The sequence below is a fragment of the Nonomuraea sp. IBHARD001 genome (assembly GCF_056106265.1).
Genome location: NZ_JBWBBW010000002.1, coordinates 2,560,425 through 2,581,978 on the forward strand (window position 1 = coordinate 2,560,425; position 21,554 = coordinate 2,581,978).

The following is a 21,554-nucleotide window of genomic DNA, read 5'->3' on the forward strand; positions in this document are numbered from 1 at the left end:
AAAGCGAGGCCGTACTCAGGTGTCCTGGACCGGAACGCAGCCCGCCTCCTCGTCGGGGTCGTCCTCGCTCAAGGCGTACGGGTCGACGGGAGCGATGTTCTCGGTCAGCTCTTTGTCCGGGGGAGAATCCGGATAGAACGGGTGAATAAAGCCGTCGTCCACATCGCAGCGCGCCGGAGCGGCGCCGTCGGCGTTCCATTGCCTGAGCCAGACCACCAGCTCGCCGCCCTCGCGATAGGCATTCACCTCGCCCACGTTGTGGGTCACGACGCGGATCGTCATGTCGGGGCGGCCCGGCCGGTGCACGGCGTACACGAAGACGTAATTGACCTTGATCCGCAGGCCCCTGCGCCCGTCCTCCCGGAAGTTGTGCAGTGTGGTGCGGCCGTTCACCTTGATCACGTCGGTGGCCAGCTGGGTGTTCATCGGGTCGAAGCTGCTGACCCATCTGCGGTGGTACCAGCCGTCCTTGTCCTTCTTGTCGAGGTACTTCAGGAAGTCGGCCCGTTGCTCGGGATGCAGCAGGGCGGCGAACGCCTTGGGCCTGCCGCCCAGCACGGTGGTGCGGTCGAGGTGACCGGCCTTGAGCAGGCTCCGCACCCGCTTGAGGGTCGCGGCCACGTCCTTCTTCGACAGGCCGTGCATCGCCTTGGCCTCGGGCATCACCAGGCCCGCCTCGCCGGTGGCGTAGCCCTCGGCCTTGGAGCCCTCGAAGGGGCCGAGCGGCGTCGGGTCGACCTTGACCGGCTGCGTCTCCTGGTAGAGCGGGTCGAGCGACAGCAGGCTCTGCCTGGCCGTGTCGAGCAGGTCGGGCCGGTAGGTCACCAGCAGACCGAAGATGGCCACCAGGGCGGAGAACAGCGTCACCGCGTACCACCACTTGCGCCGCCCTGGCCGATGCTCGCGCGGTGGCCTGGGCGCCTTGACGGCTTTCGGGCGAGGGGCGTCTTTGGCGGCCTTGGCCGCCTGGGTGCGCATCTTGCGCTGTTCGTCCTTGCCGATCTGGCCCATCAGCTCGTTGAACTGTGCGTCGAGGTCGTCCCCGCCTGGCATGCCGATCGCTCCGGTGATCCGTGAATAGGTGAAGGACCATGATGAAGGCGATCGACAGTGCGACAAAAGACATAAACGATTACGAAATTCCCGGTGGACGTCGCCGGACGGACCGCGTGGTGCGGCGGATACCGTTGGAGGTATGAGCAGCGAGCAGCAGCCCCGATGGACCCAGACCTGGCTGGGCGGCGTCAGATCGGCCGGTGTGGACCTCGGCTATCCGGGCGAGCGGCTCGGCCTGCCCGAGGAGGGCCAGGGATCCGTCGCCAGGTTCGGGCGGCGGCTGGTGGCCCTGCTCATCGACTGGGCGATCTGCTCGTGGGCCATCACGCAGGGGCTGCTGGGGATCAATCCGACGTTGTCGCCGTGGATGCCGCTGCTGGTGTTCGCGATCGCCCACCTGCTGCTGGTGGGGACGATGGGCATGACGTTCGGCATGCGCCTGGCGAACATCAGGGTCGTCACGCTCGACGGCGACCGGCCCGCCCTGGTGCCGGTCCTGGTGCGCACGATCCTGCTGAGCCTGGCCGTACCCGCGCTGATCTTCGACCGTGACCAGCGCGGTCTGCACGACCGGGCCGCCGGGACCGTCGTCGTCCGGATGTGACCCTGCCCTTTCCCGTACGGCTCTTCCCCGTACCGCTCTTTCCCGTACGGCGAGCCGTGCGCCACGCGGGTGAGAGGTTTTTTCTATCGCGGCGAGCACGATTCGCCATGGGCCGATTGGCCCTCCATTCACGGTCACGTCGCTGTCGCTTCATTCTTCTGCAGGACCGTCTGCGGTGTCCTTCCCCGACGCAGACATCCGAACGCAGAGAAACGAAGGCACATGCACATCAGGACCGGCCTGGCGCTGCTCGCGAGCGTCGCCGTACTGGCGACTCCGGCGGCCGCGCAGGCGCAGACGCCCTTGCACGCCGAGAACTTCGACTCCCTCCCGCTGTCCACCCGAGTCGACGAGACGGCCATTCCGGCCGACCTCAAGGGATTCACCCACACACCGCCCGACGGCTGGAGCGTGGCGCTGGCACCCGGCATGCCGCAGGGCATGACCGAGTGGCAGGGCTGGTCGTTCACCACACTGCCGTTCTGGACCGCGGCCGACGGCCAGGGGCGTGAGGGCTTCACCAGGGCCTCGGGCGTCTTCGCCGTCGCCGACCCCGACGAATGGGACGACAAGGGCTCGCCCGCCGCCAAGGGGCCCTTCGACTCGACACTCACCTCGAAGGAGGTCGCCCTGCCCTCGGGGCTGGCCATCGTACATCTCGGTTTCGCCAGTCACTACCTGCACGAGGCTCCGCAGAAGGGGCAGGTCACGGTCAGCTTCGACGGCGGGGCCCCGGTGCCGGTGCTGGACCTGAAGGCCGACGCGCTCAACGAGTTCTACTCGCTGCCGGTGCGGGTGCCGCAGGGGGCGAGCACGATGAAGGTGTCGTGGCGGCTCTACGACGCGCGCAACAACTGGTTCTGGGCCATCGACGACGTCCGCGTGTCCGACCAGCCGATCGCCAAGCCGCCGCTGCCCGAGCCGCCGCCCGAGGTGCCGGACGGGCCCGACGGTACGAAGGCCGACAAGCTGCTGGTCATCGGACTCGACGGGGCGATGCTCAGCAAGATCGAGCAGGCCCAGGCGCCGAACCTCAAGGCGCTGATCGCCACGGGCGTGGCCGCGCAGAGCACGCTGTACGCCAATCCCTACGCGCCGACCGTGTCGGGGCCCGGCTGGTCGACGATCGCGACAGGCACCTGGCCGGACAAGCACAACGTCAAGGACAACAACTTCGGCGCCCCGCGCTTCGACACGTACCCGGACTTCATGACGCGGCTTGAGCAGGCCGACCCGGCGATCTCCACGGCGGCGCTCGCCTCCTGGGGGCCGATCAACACCACCATCTTCGGCCCGAAGGTCGACGTCAGGCTCAACGGCGGCGCCGACTACGACGAGGGCACGACACGCAAGACGGTGAAGCTGCTGCGGGCCAACAGCCCGGACGCCACCTTCGTCCAGCTCGACAACATCGACGGAGCGGGCCACAGCCACGGCTCGGCCAGCCCGCAGTACCTCGACGCGATCAAGACGGTGGACGGCCAGGTCGGCAGGATCCTGGAGGCGGTGCGCGAGCGGCCCTCCTACGGCGCCGAGAACTGGCTGATCATGGTCACCGCCGACCACGGCCACACGGTCGCCGGCGGGCACGGCGGCTCCGACCCGCTGGAGCGCGAGACGTTCGTGGTGGCCCAGGGCAAGGGCATCACGCCCGGCACCCGCCGCGACGACGTCCGCCTCGCCGACGTCGCGCCGACCGCCCTGCGCCACTTCGGCGTGCCGGTCGACGCCGCCATCGACGGCCGCCCGCTGGCCGCCCCGAACACCGACGCCTTCGACACGCTGCGCCCCGCCCTGCGCGACCGGGTCGACGAGAGCGGCGTCCCCGCCGGGCTGAAGGGCTTCACGCACACCGCGCCAGGCGGCTGGAGCGTGGAGAACGCCACCACCGGCGGCGTCGAGGAGTGGCGCGGCTGGTCGTTCACCACCGACGCCTTCTGGACCCGCGCCCAGCGCGACCAGCAGCGCGAGGGCAATGTCAGGGCACGTGACGTCTTCGCCGTCGCCGACTCCGACGAATGGGCCGACAAGCCGTACACGGGCTCCTTCGACTCCACGCTCGTCACCCCCGAGACCAAGGTGTACGGCGGCGGCACGCTGGATCTGTCCTACGTCACCCACTATCTGAAGGACCCCCAGCAGCGCGCCGAGGTGTCGGTGTCCTACGACGGCGCCGCCCCCGTGCCCGTCACCTCCTACACCGCCGACGCGATCGCCAAGTCCGAGACGTTCAGGCTGACCGTCCCGGCGGGTGCGAAGAAGGCCAAGGTGCGCTTCCGCTACACCTCATCGGGCGACGCCTGGTTCTGGGCGCTGGACGAGGTCAAGCTGGCCGCCAGGCCCGCGACCGGTGTCACGGTGACCTCGGCCGCGACCAGGTCGGTGCCGATCGGCAACGCGGCCACCAGCACCGCCTGGCAGGCCTACGCCGACCTCACGGTGAAGGACCTGAACGGCAGGCCGGTGCACGGCGTGCTGGTCAAGGGCTCGTGGATCGGGCCGACCGACCGCGACGCCACACTGCCGACCGCCTGCTGGACCGATCACGAGGGCCGTTGCTCGCTGACCGTCACCGCGATCGGCAAGGCCACGGCCACGGTCAGGATCGAGGAGGTACGGCACGCCTCGCTCCCGCACTACACCGAGGGCGACCAGGTACGCGAGGTCACGGTGCCCAAGCCGTAGCGGCATCGCGGGGCTGAACCGGGTGTGCTCGTGAGCCCGGTTCAGCTCATCGCGGTTCCACGGCCGCAGCCTACGAGGCATGAGCCCGGTTCAGCTCATCGCCGTTCCCCTGCCGCAGCCTACGAGGCGTGCGGCTTCACGCAGGTGAACAGGGCCGTGCCCGGCAGGTGCCTGCCGCGCAGCGGGCTCCAGCCGCCCCAGGAGCGGTCGTGGCCGTCGGGCCACTCGGGTTCGAGCAGGCCGCGCAGCTCCAGGCCGGAGGCCACGATCAGCGCGATCCAGTCGCCCAGCGTGCGATGGTGCTCCACATAGCTCGGCGTGCCCGCGTCGTCCACCTCGACGTACGGCGAGCGGTCGAAGTAGGACCGGTCGGCCGTCAGGCCCCTCGGCCCGGGATCGTCGGGGAAGGCCCAGCGGATCGGATGGCTCACCGAGAACACGAACCTGCCGCCTGGCCGCAGCACCCGGCTCACCTCGGCGAGCACGGCCAGCGGATCGGCCACGAACGGCATCGCCCCGTAGGCCGAGCACGCCAGGTCGAACGAGGCCGTGCCGAACGGCAGCCGCTCGGCGTCGGCCTGGACGACCGGCAGGCTCAGCCCCGAGTCGAGGTCGATGCGCTGGGAGTGGCGCAGCTGGCGGTGCGACAGGTCGAACGCGGCCACCTGGGCGCCCTGCCCGACCAGCCACCTGCCGCACTGCCCGGCCCCGCAGCCGATCTCCAGCACCTGGCGTCCCGCCACCTCGCCCAGCAGCCGCACGTCGGCCTCGTCGACGCCTTCGGGGCACCAGACGAAGCCGGCGTCGCGCAGGAAGTCGCCGTGCTCGGCCTGGTAGTCGTCGGCCTCGGCGTCCCACCATCCCCGGTTGGCACGCGAGGTCTGCTCGGCGCTCACGGCGCCGCGCGTGACGTCGGGCACGCTCAGCGCATCTTCGGGCCGCGCGGCATGCGGGCGCCCTTGGGCATCGGGCCCTTGGGCAGCGGCATGTTGCGCGGCAGCGAGTTGAGGCGGTCCTTGACGGTGTTGACGGCGGGCTTCTTCAGGTTGCGCGGCAGCTTCATCAGATGGCGCTGCAGCTTGCCCAGGGGGATCTGCCCCTCGGCGTCGCCGCACTGCACGTCGTAGACGGGCACGTCCATGGCCACGCGCTGCAGCCGCTTCTTCTCCGCGACCAGCATCTTCTGCACCCTGCTGCCCGGCCCCTCCGAGACCAGGATGATGCCCGGGTAGCCCACGACCAGATGGATGAGGTCCTGGTCGCGGTTGGCGGCGATGGCCGGTGTCACCTGCCAGTTGCCGCGCATGCTCTGCAGCACCGCCGCGGCCGCGCCCGGCTGGCCGTCGAGCAGGGAGTACTGGGCCCGCTGGGCCAGCTGACCGAAGACCACGAGGCCGACGGTCAGGGCCAGCATCAGGCCGATGAAGATGGAATACCAGAAGAAGTCCGTGACCAGGCCGATCACGATGACCACCGCGAGCGTGCCGACCGCCGAAAGGAAGACGAGCGGCATGCCCTTGGGGTTGGCCTTCTGGATGATCTGCGCGATCATGCGGAGCTGCTTGATGCGCCCCGGCTTCTCTGGGTCTACGGACTTCGCCATGGTCTGAAGGATACAAACGCGGGGGTCAAGAAGGGAAAACGTGACCTGCCGGTCCGGGGCGAGTTCACAGCCGTGTCGTGATCGACAGCGGTCGGTCCGCCACACTGCGTCCCGCCTCGACCGTGTAGTCGCCGTGCACGCTCTCCCAGCCCGCCTCCCCCCACACCTGGCAGGCGCGCTCGGGCAGGTCGAACGTCGTCACGACCGTCTGGCCTGGCGCCGCCTCCACCACGTCGAACGCGGCGAGCCATCGCGCGGGCCGCTCGTCGCCGGGCTCGGCCGACGACAGATACACCTGGACGACCTCGCGCCCGGCCCGCTCGCCCGTGTTGGTGACCGACACCGTCACCGTGTCGCCCTCGGCCGCGATGGCGTCGTACGACCACGTCGTGTAGCCGAGCCCGTGCCCGAACCAGAACGCCGGAGTACGGCCGAGCCGCTCCCAGCCCCGGTAGCCGATGAACACGCCCTCCTCGTAGGCCACGGCGCCCTCCACCGGTGTCACATCGACGACGGGGCAGTCCTGGAGCCTGGCCGCCCAGGTGGTCGGCAGCCGCCCGCCGGGCTCGGCCACGCCGTACAGGACGTCGGCGAGGGCCAGGCCCGCCTCCTGGCCGGGGAACCAGGTGAGCAGGACGGCCGCCACCGATCCGGCCCACGGCATCTCCACGGGCGACCCGGCGTTGACCACGACGACCGTGCGCGGGTTGGCCGCGGCGACGGCGGCGATGAGCTCGTCCTGGCGGCCGGGCAGGCGCAGGGAGGTGCGGTCGAAGCCCTCGCTCTCCACCTCGAGCGTCGTGGAGGCGACGACCACGGCCACGTCGCAGGAGGCGGCCAGCGCCACGGCCTCGGCGATGAGCGCGTCGTCGCCCGCCGTCGGCCTGGCGTGCCCGAGCGTGTAGGCGACGAACGCCATTCCGGCGAAGGCGCCGGTCGGGTGGGTCAGGCTGAGCTCGACCGGCGTCCCGGCCACCAGGTCGAGCACGAAACGCTGTTCCGGCGGCGAGAGGAAGGCGGCGGCGGGATCGTCGCCTTCGAGCTCCACGACCGCATCGAAGATCGTCTCGCCGCCCGCCACGAAGGTGAAGGCGCCGACGCCCGCGATCGAGAACTCGTGCGCGCCCGACACCTCGGGCGTGTACTCCGCCCTGATCCGGACCGCGCCCAGCCGCTCCCCGTCCACGTCGGCGGGCAGTTGCCCCACCCACCGCGCCTCGGCCGCCGCCAGCGGATGCTCGGCGAGCACCTGACCGTCCCCGTCGAGGAACACCGCCCTGCTGGGTACGGCCAGCGGCGCCAGCCGTACGCGGGGGTCGGTGCCGAGGGCGTGGCGCACCTCGACGCCTTCGACCGTGCGCAGGCCCGCGAGCGGCGAGACGACCCTGTCGGGGAAGACCTGGGCGCTGCCGCCGCCCATCACGCGGGCCTCGTCGGCGGCCGAGCCGATCAGGGCGAGCGTGCCGGTCGGGCTGAGCGGGAGCAGGCCGTTCTCGTTGGTCAGCAGGGTGAACGAGCGGGCCGCCACCTCACGCGCCAGGGCGACGCCGTCGACCGGCTCGGGCTGCCCGGACTTGTCGTGCCGGTCGCCGAGGGCGCCGGTGCGGGCGGCCAGGCGCAGGATGCGGCGTACCTTGTCGTCGACGACGGACTCGGGCACCCGGCCTTCGGCGACCGCCTCGGCCAGCTTCCCGCCCCACGGCCCGAACGGTCCCGGCATCGCCACGTCGGTGCCGCCGAGCGCCGCGGCCTCGGTCGACCTGACGGCGGTCCAGTCGGAGACGACGCAGCCGTCGAAGCCCCATTCGCCCTTGAGCACGTGGTTCTGCAGGTGGTCGTTCTCGGTCATCGAGACGCCGTTGACGCGGTTGTAGGCCGACATCACGCCCCACGCCCCCGCCTTGGTCACGCGTTCGAACGGCGCGAGATACACCTCGCGCAGCACCTTGTCGGTGACCCGGACATCGACGGTGAAGCGGTCGGTCTCGAAGTCGTTGGCCACATAGTGCTTGGGCGTGGTGGCGACGCCGCCCTCCTGCACGCCTTCGACGTAGGCCGCGCCGATCTCACCGGTCAGGTACGGGTCTTCGGAGAAGCACTCGAAGTGCCTGCCGCCGAGCGGCGAGCGGTGCAGGTTGATGGTCGGGGCGAGCAGCACGTGCACACCCTTGCGCCTGGCCTCCTGCGCCAGCAGCCTGCCCACCCGCCTGACGAGGGCCGGATCCCAGGTGGCGGCCAGCGCCGTGGGGCTGGGCAGGGCGATCGAGGGGTCGGCCGAGGTCCACTGCTCGCCGCGCACGCCGATCGGGCCGTCGCTCATCACCAGACGGCCGAGGCCGATGTCCGGCATGGCGGGCAGCGACCACATGTCCTGACCGGTGAGCAGGCGGATCTTGGCATCGAGGTCGAGCCTGGCGATGAGTTCGTCGAAGTCCACAGCGCCAGTCTTCCCCGGCAAACCGAGCGATGAGTAGGTTTGTTACTATTACGTGACCAAGGCATAAGAAAAGCCCGCTTTGTGCCCAAGGGCATGAAAAAGACCGCCCCGCACGCCTGCGGGACGGTCCTGTGCGAACGCCGTCAGGCGCTCTGCCTGGCCGCGATGGCCTGCTGGTAGAGCTTGCCCGCCCGGTAGGAGGAGCGGACCAGCGGACCGGACAGCACCCCGGCGAAGCCGATCGCCTCGGCCTCGGCCTGCAGCTCGACGAACTCCTCCGGCTTCACCCACCGCTCCACCGGATGGTGACGCGGCGTCGGACGGAGGTACTGCGTGATCGTCAGCAGGTCGGTGCCCGCCTGGTGCAGATCGCGCATGGCCTCCACGACCTCCTCGCGCGTCTCGCCCATGCCCAGGATCAGATTGGACTTGGTGACCAGCCCGGCCTCACGCGCCGTCGTGATCACGCCGAGCGAACGCTCGTAGCGGAAGGCGGGCCTGATGCGCTTGAAGATGCGCGGCACGGTCTCGACATTGTGCGCGAACACCTCGGGCTTGCTGGAGAAGACCTCCTCCAGCTGGGCCCGGTCGCCGTTGAAGTCGGGCACGAGCAGTTCGACGCCGCAGCCGGGCAGCAGGGCGTGGATCTGCCTGGCGGTCTCCGCATACAGCCAGGAGCCGCCGTCGGGCAGGTCGTCTCGCGCCACACCGGTCACGGTCGCGTAGCGCAGGCCCATCTGCTGCACCGACTCGGCCACCCTGCGCGGCTCGTCGGTGTCGTACTCCTTGGGCTTGCCCGTGTCGATCTGGCAGAAGTCGCACCTGCGGGTGCACTGGTCGCCGCCGATGAGGAACGTCGCCTCGCGGTCCTCCCAGCACTCGTAGATGTTGGGACAGCCCGCCTCTTCACAGACCGTGTGCAGGCCCTCGCGGCGGACGAGCGACTTGAGCTCCGTGTATTCAGGGCCGGTCTTGAGCTTGGTCTTGATCCACGGCGGCTTGCGCTCGATAGGGGTTTCGGCGTTGCGCACCTCCAGGCGGAGGAGCTTGCGGCCTTCAGGAGCAACAGTCACGGTTCCACCTTACGTCCCCGACGAAGTCACGCCTCACGGCACCCGTGCCTGCCCCGAGATCAATCCGAACCCTCGGACGGCCCGCGCGTAATGCCGATGCAGCTCGTCGTCGATCCTCGCAGATTCCGCCGCGCCGAGCAGCTCCGACGACAGCACCGCCGACCGGGCCCGGTCGAGCGCCGCACGCCTGATCTCCTCGACGCTCTCCCCGCGCAGCACGGCCGCCTGCATCGGCGCCAGGTAGCGGCCCGTCGCCTCCCACGCGTCCAGCTCACCGAGGTCGCCTGCCGTACCGACCCTGAGCGCCCGGTCCGACACCGTACGGCCGGCGCCGCTCAGTGCGCGCAGGGCGTGCTCGGCCAGCAGGACCGGCCAGCCGATCAGCCTGCCGACCGTACGGCCGAGCGAGCCCGCGACCTCGCCGACCATGTCGGTGGCGCCGACATAGCCGGACGAGGCGATGATCGCCTGGTTGGCGTCCTCGCGTGCCGACAGCGGGGCGCTGCCCAGCAAGGCGTCACGCCAGGCCGCGAGCGTCGACAGCGCGCCCTCGACGATCACGCCGACGTCCTCCTCGCTGCGCGCGCACGCCTGGCCGAGCAGGGCGACCCGCTGACCGGGCGTCGCCGCCAGCCACATCGGCAGCCCCACCACCAGCACCGGCCTGCGCCGCACGCCGACCCGGAGATAGGACGACGTCGCCTGCAGATCCCGCAGCGCCACCTCGACCGGCTCGGCCAGCCCCGCCGCCCGCACCGCCCGCTCCGCCACGCCGTACAGGGCGGGAGCCTCCTGCCGTGAGAGCACCTCCGCGTCCTTCGGCAGCCGCCGCGCCCTGGGCCTGAGCAGGACGCCGATGGCGATGAACACGCCGCCGACGACATACGCGACGGCGAACTGCGCATTCACATAGATCGTCCAGAGGCCCAGCACGGGGAAGGCCAGGGTGAGCGCGTGCACGGCCAACGCCATCACCAGGGCTGCGAGCTTGGTCACCCTCCGAGCGTAGGCAGGGTGTGTCGCGATCGGGTCACCGGCGGGCGCCCGGGTCGGCGGCGCATGAGGTCCGGGTCACCGGCGGACGCCTGGGGCGGTGGCGCATGAGGTCCGGGGCGCCGGCGGATGCCCGGGGTGGCGGCGTATCGGGTCTGGGCCATCAGCGGACGGCCGGGTCAGCGGCGCACCAGGTTCGGGGCGCCGGCCGACGCCTGGGACGGCCGCGTGTCAGGTCCGGGGCGCCGGTGAGGTCTGGTCAGCGGCGCATCAGGTCTTCCTCGTGCAGGTCGTAGCCCTCGGCCTCCAGAGCTTCGGCCAGGCGCTTCTCCGCATAGGGCAGGACCTCGTCGACGACGATCCTGCGACCGCTCTCGGCCGACAGCGAGGTGATGACGGCGTCGCCGATGCCGCACGGGATGATCCGCTCGAACCAGCGCGGGTCGTTGGCGCAGTTGAGGGCGAGGCCGTGCATGGCGACGCCTCCGGCCACGCGCAGGCCGACCGCGCCGAGCGAGCGGTCCGGGACGCCGGCCGAGGGGTCGCCCGGGATCCACACCCCGCTGCGCCCGGCGATGCGCCCGACCGCGACGCCGAAGTCGGCGCAGATCTGGATCATCGCCTCCTCCAGCGCCCGGACATATGCGGCGACGTCGCCGACCCGGAAGATCGGGTAGGCGACGAGCTGGCCGGGGCCGTGCCAGGTGATGCGCCCGCCTCGGTCGACGTCGATGACGGGCGTGCCGTCGGCCGGACGTTCGTGCGGGGCGGTGCGGCGGCCCGCGGTGTAGACCGGGGCGTGCTCCAGCAGGAGGCAGACGTCGTCGAGGTCACCGGCGACACGCTTGGCGTGCACCCGCCGCTGAAGAGCCCACGCCTGTTCGTAGGGGACATCAACGCCAAGACGCACGATCGCCAGCCTGCTCACGCTTTAAGAGTAGTTGACCCTTGTCACGAAGTAAGCAGCCTCGGGTCGATCCGGAACTCCTTCACGCCGTCGGTCCCGTCATGTTCGACCTTGTAGGCATATCCGGAGGGATCGACGCTCACGGCCTGGATGAACTCGGTGCCCACATAGTGCAACCCCACGCCCTCGTCGGCCGCATAGGAGTCGGGCAGCTCGCCGCTCGCCACCGAGGCCTGCAACAGCTGCCTGCGCTGCGGATCGGAGTTGTAGTGCACCCCGCAGCCGTAGGGCAGCAGACCGAGCCCGTCGGCCCACACCTGCAGATCAGGCCCGAAGGAGTCGGTGTTGCCGCCCACGTGCCAGCACAACGCGCCCGCGCTCTGCCCCGCGAGCACCACGCCCGACTGCCAGGCCTGCCTGAACGCGTCGTCGAGCCCGTGCAGCCGCCACAGCACGGCCAGGTTCGCCACGCTGCCACCGCTGACATAGATCATGTCCTGCTCCAGCATCCAGGCCATCGGATCTTCGACATTGGGCATCGGGAACACCGTCAAATGGCTCAGCTCGACATCCCACTCGCGAAACGCGCCATACATCTTCAGCAGCCAGTCGGCGTCGTCACCCGTCGCGGTCGCGAGCAGTCCCAGCTTCGGCCGGTCCTGACCGGTGAGGTCAAGTCCGTAGCGGAGCAGGGGGCTCGCCTCGATGAATCCATGACGGTCGGTGGCCCGGAAGGAACCGCCTCCGATGGCGAGGATGTGTGACTGTCCTGTCCTGGTCATATGCTTATCTCCCACGTTGTGGCGGACGAACGGCACACTAGAGTACGGCGGCCAAAGCGGCGTCGAGGTCCGTATGCAGGAACCTGCAACCGCTGTCCACCAGCTTCTTCGGCGCCACCCGCTGCCCGATGAGCAGCCCTTCGTCGGCGAACTCCCCGAGGCCCAGCTTCAGGGCGAACCCGGGTACGGCGAGCGGCATGGTCGGGCGGTGAAGCGCCTTTCCGAGATGTCGCGTAAATTCCGCATTTGTCACAGGATGAGGGCCTACCAGGTTGACAGGCCCGTCAAGTTCCTGATTTTTCACGACATGTACGGCGGCCTGGACCCAGTCGTCGATGGAGATCCACGACCAGTACTGCCGCCCCGACCCCAGCGGCGCGCCCAGCCCCACCTTGAAGATCGGCAGAATCGGCCCCAGCGCCCCGCCGTCCCCGCTCAGCACCAGCCCCGTACGCAACTGCGCCGTGCGCATCCCCGGCCGGACCTCCGCCGCACGCCGAGCCTCCCCCTCCCACCGCTCACACAACTCCGCCAGAAACCCCTCCCCACGCCTCCCGTCCTCATCCACCACCACGTCCCCCGTATCCCCATAAAACCCCACAGCCGATGCCGAGACGAACACCTCCGGCCCCCGCTCCACCTCACCCAACGCCCTCACCAGCGTCCGCGTACTGTCCACCCTGCTCGCCAGCAGCACCCTCTTGTACCCCTCGTCCCACCGCTTCCCCCCGACCGAGGCCCCCGCCAGATGCACGACCGCCTCGGCCCCTTCCAGCACCCCCGGATCCAACCGCCCTTCGGCGGGATCCCACGCCGCCTCGTCCTCCCCCTCCGGCCGACGCCTGACCAGCGTCACCACCCGCTCCCCACCACCCCGCAACGCCTTGACCAGCGCACTCCCCAACAGCCCCGACGCGCCCGTCACGATGATCGCCATGTACTCCACTGTATGCCTGCGCGGGGCGGGGGAGGGGGAGGGCAGGGGTGTGGTTGGGCGGTGGGTGTTGTGGGGTGGCGCGGTTTGGGCGCCTCGCCTGGCTTGCATGGGGGGCAGCGCTGTGGGCAACGCGGCGCTGTGGGTTGCGGGGTGCTGTGGGTTATGCGGCGCTGTGGGCACAGCGGTGCTGTGGGTTGCAGGGGGCTGTGGGTTATGCGGCACGGTGGCTAACGCGGCGCTGTGTGGGTGACACCTGCCACGCTTATCGCCCTTGTTGGCATGTCTGCTGGGCGCGCTCAGACGCGTTCGAGAGGCTGGTGCGGTTCCGGTGCGACGGTGACGCGAATCGCATCGCCGGCGCGTACTTCCCCGCCGTTGAGCACCACGCCCATCACCCCGGCCTTCCGTACGACCTGCCCGGCCTCGTCCCGTCCGACGACCTGCTTGAGCAGCCCCTCCTGAAACGCCTCGATCTGCACACACGGATTGCGCAACCCCGTCACCTCCACGACGGCCTCGTCGCCCATGTGCAACAACGACCCGGTGGGCAGAGCGAGCAGGTCCAACCCCCGCGTCGTGACGTTCTCCCCGAGCTCACCCGGCCCGACGACATGCCCCACAGCCGCCAACTCGTCATGCAACTCACCCGGTATGAGATGAACCTGCCGCAGATTGGGCTGCGAAGGATCCTGCGCCACCCGCGACCGATGCTTCACCGTCACCCCGCCATGCGCATCCCCCTCGACCCCCCACCCGGCCCGCAACACGATGACCTCCTCAACCGCCTTGCTGAACCCATGCACGCCACTCCGACTGACCGAACTGACCACACCATTCACTTCATCCACTTCGTCCTCCTGGCCGCGTTTGGGGGTCTATGGCATCGGCTGTGCTTCTTCAGCCTAGGGGGTGGGTTGGTGGGGGTACGGGCGACGTAACGGCGGGTGCTGGGCGCGCACGAGGGGCGTCGACCGGGGGAGGGAAGGTGTGATCACGGGGGAGCGGGAGTGGGCTTGCCGTAGGGGAGGGAAGCAGTAGGCCTTGGGGCAAGAGCCACAAGAGCGAGGGCCCCAAGAAGTGCCAAAGGGCATCAGCCAAGAAGAGCCGCCGAGCCGCCGGGCCTGCCGTCGGACTGCCAATCACCAATCGCCAATCTGGCAAGCCACCGGGCCACCGAACCGCCGGGCTATCGGCCTGCCAATCAGTCGATCGGCCAATCTGGCAAGCCGCTGAACTGCCGGGCCGTTGAACTGCCATCAGCCAATCTGGCAAGCCGCTGAACTGCCGGGCCGTTGAACTGCCATCAGCCAATCTGGCAAGCCGCCGGGCCTGCCGGGCCGTCGAACCATCGAGCCGTCGGCCTGCCAATCAGCCAAGCGGCAAATCTGACAAGCCGCTGAACTGCCGGGCTGCCAGGCTGCCAGAATATCGAGCCGCAGAGCCCGCAGAGCCGCCAGCCCGTCAAACACTCCCACCCACCCCCACCCCCACCCCCACCCCCACCCCCACACAAAAACAGCCGCGCCCTGCCAGAGCCCCAAGCCCCAACAGAACGCGGCAAAAGCAACAGCACCCAAGACCACACCCACCCACACAAGGCGCAGCCCCAAGCACCGCCCAAGGCGGAAAGCCCGTCCCCTCAGAAGCTCACTCCCACCAGAGCCCCCTCAGCAACAAGCCCCCACCCCAGACGAACAACCAAACGAACAGACGAACAACCAGCCAGCCCCTACGCCAACCCCAGCTGCGCCTCGAAGCGACCCTCCTCCAGGCGACGCTTGATCGTCGTCAGGAAGCGGGCGGCGTCGGCGCCGTCCACCAGGCGGTGGTCGTAGGTCAGCGCCAGGTACACCATCGACCGGACCGCGATGACCTCCCCGTCCGGCGTGTCCAGCACGACGGGACGCTTGACAACCGCGCCGGTGCCGAGCATGCCGACCTGGGGCTGGTTCAGGATGGGGGTGTCGAACAGGGCGCCGCGGCTGCCGGTGTTGGTCAGCGTGAAGGTGCCGCCGGTGATCTCGTCGGGCGAGACCTTGTTGGTGCGGGTGCGCTCGGCCAGGTCGGCCGTCTTGCGGGCGAGGCCGGCCAGGTTGAGGTCGCCGGCGTCCTTGATGACGGCGACGAGCAGGCCGCGCTCGGTGTCGACTGCGATGCCGAGGTGCTCGACGTCGAAGTACGTGACCTCGTTGGTCTCGTTGTTGATCGTGGCGTTGAGCTTCGGGTGCTGCTTGAGCGCCTCGACGGCCGCCAGCTCGAAGAACGGCATGAACGACAGCTTGACGCCCTCGCGGCGCTGGAAGTCGGCCTTGGCCGCCTCGCGGAGCCTGGCGATCTTGGTGACGTCGACCTCGACGACCGAGGTGAGCTGGGCCGCGGTCTGCAGCGACTCGACCATGCGCTTGGCGATGGTCTGCCGCAGGCGCGACATCTTCTCGGTGCGGCCACGCAGCGTGGTGTCGACGGCGACGGCCTCGGGCGCCGCGGCGGGAGCGGGCTGGGCAGCGGCGGCGGGCGCCGTCGCGGCGGGGGCTGCCTGGGCGGCGGCGGGAGCGGGGGCCGGAGCCGGAGCGGCCTGCTCGCGCTGCGCCTTGGCGGCCTCCAGCACGTCCTGCTTGCGGATACGGCCGCCGACGCCGGTGCCGGTCAGGGCCTCCAGGTCGACGCCGTGCTCGTTGGCCAGCTTGCGCACCAGCGGCGTGACGTAGGGGCTGTCACCGCTGGAGGGCAGCGGAGCCGGAGCGCTGGCGGGCGTCGTCGCGATCGGCGACGCCGGAGCCTGAGCCTGCACGGGCGCGGGCGCCTGAGCGGGCTCGGGAGTCGCGGCCGGAGCCGGAGCCGGCGCGGCGGCCTGGGCCGGGGCGGGCTGCGGGATCGACGAAGCGGGAGCGGGCGCCGGCTCGGGCTCGGGCTCCGGCTCGGGAGCGGCCTGCTCGGCGGCGGGAGCGCCCGCGACGCCGTTCTCGTCGATGACGGCGAGCTCGGCGCCGACCTCGACGGTCTCGTCCTCAGCCACGACGATCTTGGTGAGGATGCCCGCCGAAGGCGACGGGATCTCGGTGTCGACCTTGTCGGTCGACACTTCGAGGAGCGGCTCGTCGGCTTCGACGCGCTCGCCTTCCTTCTTCAGCCAACGGGTTACCGTGCCCTCGGTCACGCTCTCGCCGAGCTGGGGCATCTGTACGGAGACCGGCATCGTTTCTTCTCTCGCGTTCGTGAATTCGAGGGCCGACTAGTTGTGGACGTGAAGCGGCTTGCCGGACAGCGCCAGCATCGCCTCGCCCACGGCCTCGGACTGTGTGGGATGTGCGTGGATGAGCTGGGCGACCTCGGAGGGAAGGGCTTCCCAGTTGTAGATGAGCTGCCCCTCCGTCACCAGTTCACCGATGCGGCGCCCGACCATGTGCACGCCGACGACGGGGCCGTCCTTCTTGGCGAGTACCTTCACGGCGCCCGCGGTGCCGAGGATCTGGCTCTTGGGGTTGCCCGCGAGGTCGTAGACCTGCTCGACGATCTCGATGCCACGCTCGGCCGCCTGCGCCGAGGTGATGCCGACCGAGGCGACCTCGGGGTCGGAGTAGGTGATGCGGGGCACGCCGTCGTAGTCGATCGGCGGCGGGTTCAGCCCCGCGATGTGCTCGGCCACCAGGATGCCTTCGGCGAAGCCCGCGTGCGCGAGCTGCAGCGTCGGGATGAGGTCGCCGATGGCGTAGACGCCGGGGACGCTGGTACGGCAGTGCTCGTCGACGGTCACGGTGCCGCGCTCGATGGCGATGCCCGCCTCCTCGAAGCCCATGCCCTGCGAGACGGCGCCGCGGCCGACGGCGACGAGCAGGAGCTCGGCGTCGAGGGTCTTGCCGCTGGCCAGCGTGACGACGACACCGGTGTCGGTGGTCTTGACGCTCTCGAAGAAGACGCCGAGCTCGTACTTGATGCCGCGGCGGCGGAAGGCGCGCTCCAGCAGCTTGGAGCTCGACTCCTCCTCCAGCGGGAGCAGGTGCGGCAGGCCCTCGACGATGGTGACCTCGGCGCCGAACGAGCGGTAGACGCTGGCCAGCTCGACGCCGATGACGCCGCCGCCGAGCACGACGACCGAGCTCGGGATGCGGTCCATCGTCAGCACGTGCTCGCTGGTGATGATGCGCTCGCCGTCGATCTCCAGGCCGGGGAGCGACCTGGGGGCCGAGCCGGTCGCCAGGACGAGGTTGCGGCCCTCGTAGACGTCGTCGCCGACGCGGACGCTGGTGGGGCCGACCACGTGACCGGCGCCTTCGACGACCGTCACGCCCGCACTCTTGAGCAGGCCCTGGACGCCCTTCCAGGCGCGGGTGATGATCTTGTCCTTGAACGCGTGCACGGCGGGCACGTCGATGCCCTCGAACCTGGCCTTGACGCCGAACGTCTCGCTCTCCCGCGTCTCGTCGGCCACCTCGGCCGAGTGCAGGAGGGCCTTGGTGGGGATGCAGCCGCGGTGCAGGCAGGTGCCGCCGATCTTGTCCTTCTCGATCAGCAGAACACTCTTGCCAAGCTCTGACGCCCGCAGGGCGCAGGCGTAGCCGCCGCTGCCGCCACCCAGGACGACGATGTCATAGGGGCCGCTGCCTTCAGCCACAGGAAAGCTCCTTGTCGGATTGAGATGCCGTCATCTTTTCACTTGTTTCAGGCGCTTGCGTGCCGCTCGGCGAGTCCGATGAGCGTGCGCGTGGCCGCGCCGGTGCCGCCCTTGGGCGTGTAGCCGTAGGCCTCGCCCTTGTTGAAGGAGGGGCCGGCCATGTCGATGTGGGCCCAGGCCTGGCCTTCGGGCACGAATTCCTTGAGGAAGATGCCCGCGGCGAGCATGGCTCCCCAGCGCTCGGGATTGAGGTTGGCGATGTCGGCGACGGCCGAGTCGAGTCCCTTGCGCAGTTCTTCGGGAAGCGGCATGCCCCAGGCGGATTCGCCCTGCTCGCCGGCGACCTCGACGACGAGTTCGCGCACGGCGTCGTCGTTGGCCATGACGCCGGAGGTGCGCCAGCCGAGTGCGACGATCTGGGCGCCGGTCAGCGTGGCGACGTCGACGATGAGGTCGGGGGAGTCCTCGGCGGCGCGTGCGATGCCGTCCATGAGGACCAGGCGGCCTTCGGCGTCGGTGTCGAGCACCTCGACGGTCTTGCCGCTGTAGCTGGTGAGAATGTCGGAGGGGCGGGTCGCGGTGCCGCTCGGCAGGTTCTCGGCCAGGCAGAGGTAGCCGGTGACGTTGACCGCGAGGCCCAGCTTGGCGACCGCGACGACGGCGGCGAACACGGCTGCGGCGCCGCCCATGTCGGACTTCATCCAGTCCATGGCCGCGGCCGGCTTGAGCGACAGGCCGCCCGAGTCGAACGTGATGCCCTTGCCCACGAACGCCAGCGACTTGGTGGCGCCGGGGTGGGTGTGGACGAGGCGGACGAGGCGGGGCGGATTGGCCGAGCCCTGGCCGACGCCCACGATGCCGCCGTAGCCGCCCTCCTTGAGCTGCTTCTCGTCGAGCACCTCGACCGTGACGCCGGCGGCCAGGGCGGCCTGCTCGGCGAGTTCGGCGAATTTGGCCGGGTAGAGCTCCATCGGCGCGGTGTTGACCAGGTCGCGGACCAGCGTGACGGCCTCGGCCAGGACGGAGGCGCGCTCCAGCGAGCCGTCGGCCGCCGACAGCACGGTGAGGTCGGCGACGGGTGAGGGGCGCTGCCCGTTGGTGCGGTACTTGGCGAAGCCGTAGGCGCCGAGCAGGGCGCCGAGCGCCACGGCCTGGGCCTCGTCGGCGCTCGCGGCGGGCAGGGCCAGCGCGACGCGGCCGGTGCCGTCGAGGGAGCGCACGGCGGTGCCGGCGGCGCGGCGCAGGGCTTCGAGGTCGGCGTCGGCGCCGAGGCCGACGGCGACCAGCAGCGGAGCGCTCGTCGCGCCGAAGGTCGGGATCTTGGCGAGCTCACCGGGCTTGCCGGTGAAGCCGAGCGCCTGCAGCGTGGCGGCGAGCTTGCCGCCGAGAGCCGTGTCGAGTCCCTCGGCCCCCGGTGCGGGGCGGAGGCCGTCAGGGCCGTTGTGGATGCCGACGACCAGCGCGTCGGTGTCGAAAGAGACGGGGTCTGCTGAGTTCAGCCGCACAGTGGTCACGTAAACCGATGCTATCCACGACTTCTAGGTATGCATAAACAGGGGTTCATCCTACCAATAGTCGGAGGGCGGTCATTCCCGCCGATTGGTGCTAGTGTTAATAGCACCATGTTGCTCACACTCGACCTCAACGACCCCCGTCCCCTGCACGAGCAGGTGGCAGGGGCGATCAGGCGGGCCATCGGCGAGGGCCATTACGCCCAAGGCGATCGCCTGCCACCGGCCCGTGATCTGGCCGACGTGCTCGGCATCAACGCCAACACCGTCCTGCGCGCCCTGCGCGACCTGCGCGACGAGGGCCTGCTGGAGTTCCGCAGAGGCAGGGGCGTGAGCGTCGCGACCCAGCCGGACGGCCGGGCGCTGCTCGTGCAGCGGGCACGCGAACTGCTGGAAGAGGCCAACAGGTACGGCTACCGCCGTGACGACCTCATCGAGATCCTGAAGGAGTTGCCATGAAAGTGAAGGGCATCGCGCTCACCACAGGCGTGATCTGGGGAGCGGCCGTCACCGCCGCCCTCCTCGCCGCGCCACGCGTCTTCGGCGACCGGCTGCCCGATCCCATGGCGACCCACTGGCGCGCCGAGCCGGACGGCTCCATGTCGCCCACCGCCAATCTGCTCTTCGCACTGGCGTTCTGGCTGGTGCCGTGGCTGGTGCTGATGGTCATGGCGCTGGACGGCCGGGTGCTGGCCAGGCGGCTCGGCCGTGGGTATTGGTGGGGTTCGCTGTTCGGGGCCGGACTGCTGGTGCTCGGCATGCAGCTGTCCATCTATCTGGCCAACCTCGACGTCACCGACTGGCGCCAGGCCCACTCCCCGGGCTGGGACGTCGTGGGCGTGCTCGGCCTGACGATCGGCGGGGGCCTGCTGGCCGGGTTCCTCGGCAGGGGCGGCCCCGACCCCGTGACGCCGGACCACGCGGCGGGCGACCTGCCCACCATGCGCCTGCGCGCCGGGCAGCGCGCGGTGTGGGTGAGCAGGACCAGCAACGCCTGGCTGGTGGCCCTGGCCTGGATCGGGTTCGGCGCGCTGCTCGTGCTGGCCGCGCTGGAGGCGTTCGGCGTCGTCCAGGACGCCGCCCTGTGGATCGGCCTGGTGACCGCGGTGCCCGTCCTGCTGCTCGGCCTCGGTACGGCGAGCGTCAGGGTCGGCGTCACCGCCGACGGCGTGCACGTGGGCTTCGGGCCGTTCGGGCGTCCGGGCCGGTTCGTCGCCCTGTCGAGGATCGCGTCGGCGACCGTCGAGCACCGTCAGCCCGCCCAGGTCGGCGGCTGGGGCCTGCGCGGCCGGCCGGGCCACTGGACGCTCATGCTGCGCGCCGGCGACTGCCTGGTCCTGCGTTACGCCTCGGGCGGCGAGTTCGCCATCAGCGTCGACGACGCACGCAAGGGCGCCGCACTCGTCAACGCCCTGCTCGCCGAGCGCGTGCACCCGTGACCCCCGTACGGAGAATGCGATGAACAGGAGCGCCTCATGACCCCACGGCGCAGCGACTACGCCGTGTTCCTCGGTGTCGCCTTCGGCGCGGCCTGGCTGGTGGCGTTGCCGCTCTGGCTCGGTGACGGCCTCGCCTCCCCGTGGTTCTCGCTGATCGCCGTCGCGGTCATGTACACACCGGCGCTCGGCGTCCTGGCGGTGTGGCGGCACGACCGCACGCCGCGCGCCGAACTCGTCGCCGCTACCGGCCTGACGCTGGGGCCGCGCAGGCGGCGTACGTTCGGCGTGCTCGCGCTGTCGTGGTTCGGCCCGGCGGTGCTGGTGGTGCTGGCGGTCGCGCTCAGCGCGTTGTTCGGTGTGCTCACACTGGACCTGTCGGGGTTCAGCCTGCTGCGCACGCTCTATCCGCAGGCGCCGCTCGCGCCCGAGGCGATGATCGCCGTGCAGATGGGCTCGGCGCTGACGGTCGGGGTGGCGATCTCGTCGCTGGCGGCGTTCGGCGAGGAGTGGGGGTGGCGCGGCTGGCTGCTGCCCAGGCTCGTCGCCGACCTCGGCGTGCCGAAGGCGCTGCTGGCCTCCGGCGTGATCTGGGGCCTGTGGCACGCGCCGCTCACCCTGCTGGGCTACAACTACCCGGCGCTCGGCCCCTGGGCCGCGCTGTACATGGTCGGCTTCACCGTCCTGTTCGGCGTCCTGCTGAGCTGGGTCAGGCTGGTCACGGGCAGTGTGTGGCCCGCCGTCGTCGGGCACGGCGCGCTGAACTCCTTCGCCGGGCTCATCCTGCTGACGGGCTCGGCGGCCGATCCGCCCAACCTGGTGTTCGCCGGGCTCAGCGGTCTGGTCGGCTGGCTCCTGCTGGCCGTCGTCGGCGCACTCGCCTTCACCCTCACCCCGGCGCGCACACCCGGCTGAGCG

At 70.4% G+C, this 21,554-nt stretch carries 18 protein-coding genes; 5 read left to right on the top strand and 13 right to left on the bottom strand.

The genetic code is table 11. The features are described from left to right. Window positions 1-15: 15 nt before the first annotated feature. A complete protein-coding gene (locus ACTWNK_RS13880; protein WP_474304342.1) occupies window positions 16-1,053 on the bottom strand; it encodes a hypothetical protein in 1,038 nt (345 codons plus the stop codon). A gap of 142 nt (window positions 1,054-1,195) precedes the next feature. On the opposite strand from ACTWNK_RS13880, the gene ACTWNK_RS13885 reads away from it, so the two are divergent. Together ACTWNK_RS13885 and ACTWNK_RS13890 are read left to right on the top strand one after the other, a co-directional pair. Next, a complete protein-coding gene (locus ACTWNK_RS13885) occupies window positions 1,196-1,660 on the top strand; it encodes an RDD family protein (protein ID WP_474304343.1) in 465 nt (154 codons plus the stop codon). Window positions 1,661-1,882: 222 nt separating this feature from the next. Next, window positions 1,883-4,345, top strand: coding sequence for an alkaline phosphatase family protein (locus ACTWNK_RS13890; RefSeq protein WP_474304344.1), 2,463 nt, complete (start codon window positions 1,883-1,885; stop codon window positions 4,343-4,345). Between the two features lie 119 nt (window positions 4,346-4,464). Here the strand turns inward: ACTWNK_RS13890 and ACTWNK_RS13895 are convergent, their stop codons facing one another. The 12 genes from ACTWNK_RS13895 to ACTWNK_RS13950 all read right to left on the bottom strand — a co-directional run bounded on the left by ACTWNK_RS13895 (window position 4,465) and on the right by ACTWNK_RS13950 (window position 19,203). Next, window positions 4,465-5,265: a class I SAM-dependent methyltransferase gene (locus ACTWNK_RS13895; protein ID WP_474304345.1), complete on the bottom strand. Its 801-nt coding sequence runs from the start codon at window positions 5,263-5,265 to the stop codon at window positions 4,465-4,467. Window positions 5,266-5,267: 2 nt separating this feature from the next. Next, window positions 5,268-5,948: a DUF4191 domain-containing protein gene (locus ACTWNK_RS13900; RefSeq protein ID WP_474304346.1), complete on the bottom strand. Its 681-nt coding sequence runs from the start codon at window positions 5,946-5,948 to the stop codon at window positions 5,268-5,270. 64 nt (window positions 5,949-6,012) lie between these two features. Continuing rightward, window positions 6,013-8,385, bottom strand: a complete 2,373-nt coding sequence (locus ACTWNK_RS13905; RefSeq protein WP_474304347.1) for a beta-glucosidase — start codon at window positions 8,383-8,385, stop codon at window positions 6,013-6,015. A 143-nt stretch (window positions 8,386-8,528) separates the two neighbouring features. Continuing rightward, window positions 8,529-9,458: a lipoyl synthase gene (lipA, locus tag ACTWNK_RS13910; protein WP_474304348.1), complete on the bottom strand. Its 930-nt coding sequence runs from the start codon at window positions 9,456-9,458 to the stop codon at window positions 8,529-8,531. A 33-nt stretch (window positions 9,459-9,491) separates the two neighbouring features. Next, the gene (locus tag ACTWNK_RS13915; protein WP_474304349.1) at window positions 9,492-10,454 is read right to left on the bottom strand and encodes a M48 family metalloprotease; all 963 of its coding nucleotides are present in this window, start codon (window positions 10,452-10,454) and stop codon (window positions 9,492-9,494) included. Between the two features lie 256 nt (window positions 10,455-10,710). After that, complete coding sequence (gene lipB, locus ACTWNK_RS13920) at window positions 10,711-11,379, bottom strand: lipoyl(octanoyl) transferase LipB (protein ID WP_474304350.1); 669 nt, start codon at window positions 11,377-11,379, stop codon at window positions 10,711-10,713. Window positions 11,380-11,402: 23 nt separating this feature from the next. Then, window positions 11,403-12,140, bottom strand: a complete 738-nt coding sequence (locus ACTWNK_RS13925; protein ID WP_474304351.1) for a Type 1 glutamine amidotransferase-like domain-containing protein — start codon at window positions 12,138-12,140, stop codon at window positions 11,403-11,405. Window positions 12,141-12,177: 37 nt separating this feature from the next. After that, window positions 12,178-13,077 carry a TIGR01777 family oxidoreductase gene (locus ACTWNK_RS13930; RefSeq protein WP_474304352.1) on the bottom strand — a complete coding sequence of 300 codons (900 nt, stop codon included), beginning with the start codon at window positions 13,075-13,077 and terminating at the stop codon, window positions 12,178-12,180. A 296-nt stretch (window positions 13,078-13,373) separates the two neighbouring features. Then, window positions 13,374-13,916, bottom strand: a complete 543-nt coding sequence (locus ACTWNK_RS13935) for an MOSC domain-containing protein (RefSeq protein ID WP_474310910.1) — start codon at window positions 13,914-13,916, stop codon at window positions 13,374-13,376. 890 nt (window positions 13,917-14,806) lie between these two features. After that, complete coding sequence (gene sucB, locus ACTWNK_RS13940; protein WP_474304353.1) at window positions 14,807-16,273, bottom strand: 2-oxoglutarate dehydrogenase, E2 component, dihydrolipoamide succinyltransferase; 1,467 nt, start codon at window positions 16,271-16,273, stop codon at window positions 14,807-14,809. Between the two features lie 36 nt (window positions 16,274-16,309). After that, a complete protein-coding gene (lpdA, locus tag ACTWNK_RS13945; protein ID WP_474304354.1) occupies window positions 16,310-17,689 on the bottom strand; it encodes a dihydrolipoyl dehydrogenase in 1,380 nt (459 codons plus the stop codon). Between the two features lie 47 nt (window positions 17,690-17,736). Next, window positions 17,737-19,203, bottom strand: a complete 1,467-nt coding sequence (locus ACTWNK_RS13950) for a leucyl aminopeptidase (RefSeq protein WP_474304355.1) — start codon at window positions 19,201-19,203, stop codon at window positions 17,737-17,739. A 108-nt stretch (window positions 19,204-19,311) separates the two neighbouring features. Between ACTWNK_RS13950 and ACTWNK_RS13955 the strand changes: the two genes are divergently transcribed. From ACTWNK_RS13955 to ACTWNK_RS13965, 3 genes are read left to right on the top strand one after another with little or no spacing between them, the layout of a single operon-like run. After that, a complete protein-coding gene (locus ACTWNK_RS13955; protein WP_474304356.1) occupies window positions 19,312-19,659 on the top strand; it encodes a GntR family transcriptional regulator in 348 nt (115 codons plus the stop codon). Then, window positions 19,656-20,639 carry an SdpI family protein gene (locus ACTWNK_RS13960; protein WP_474304357.1) on the top strand — a complete coding sequence of 328 codons (984 nt, stop codon included), beginning with the start codon at window positions 19,656-19,658 and terminating at the stop codon, window positions 20,637-20,639. The genes ACTWNK_RS13955 and ACTWNK_RS13960 overlap by 4 nt, the downstream gene beginning before the upstream one ends. 36 nt (window positions 20,640-20,675) lie before the next feature. Further along, window positions 20,676-21,551, top strand: a complete 876-nt coding sequence (locus tag ACTWNK_RS13965) for a lysostaphin resistance A-like protein (RefSeq protein WP_474304358.1) — start codon at window positions 20,676-20,678, stop codon at window positions 21,549-21,551. Window positions 21,552-21,554 lie beyond the last annotated feature (3 nt).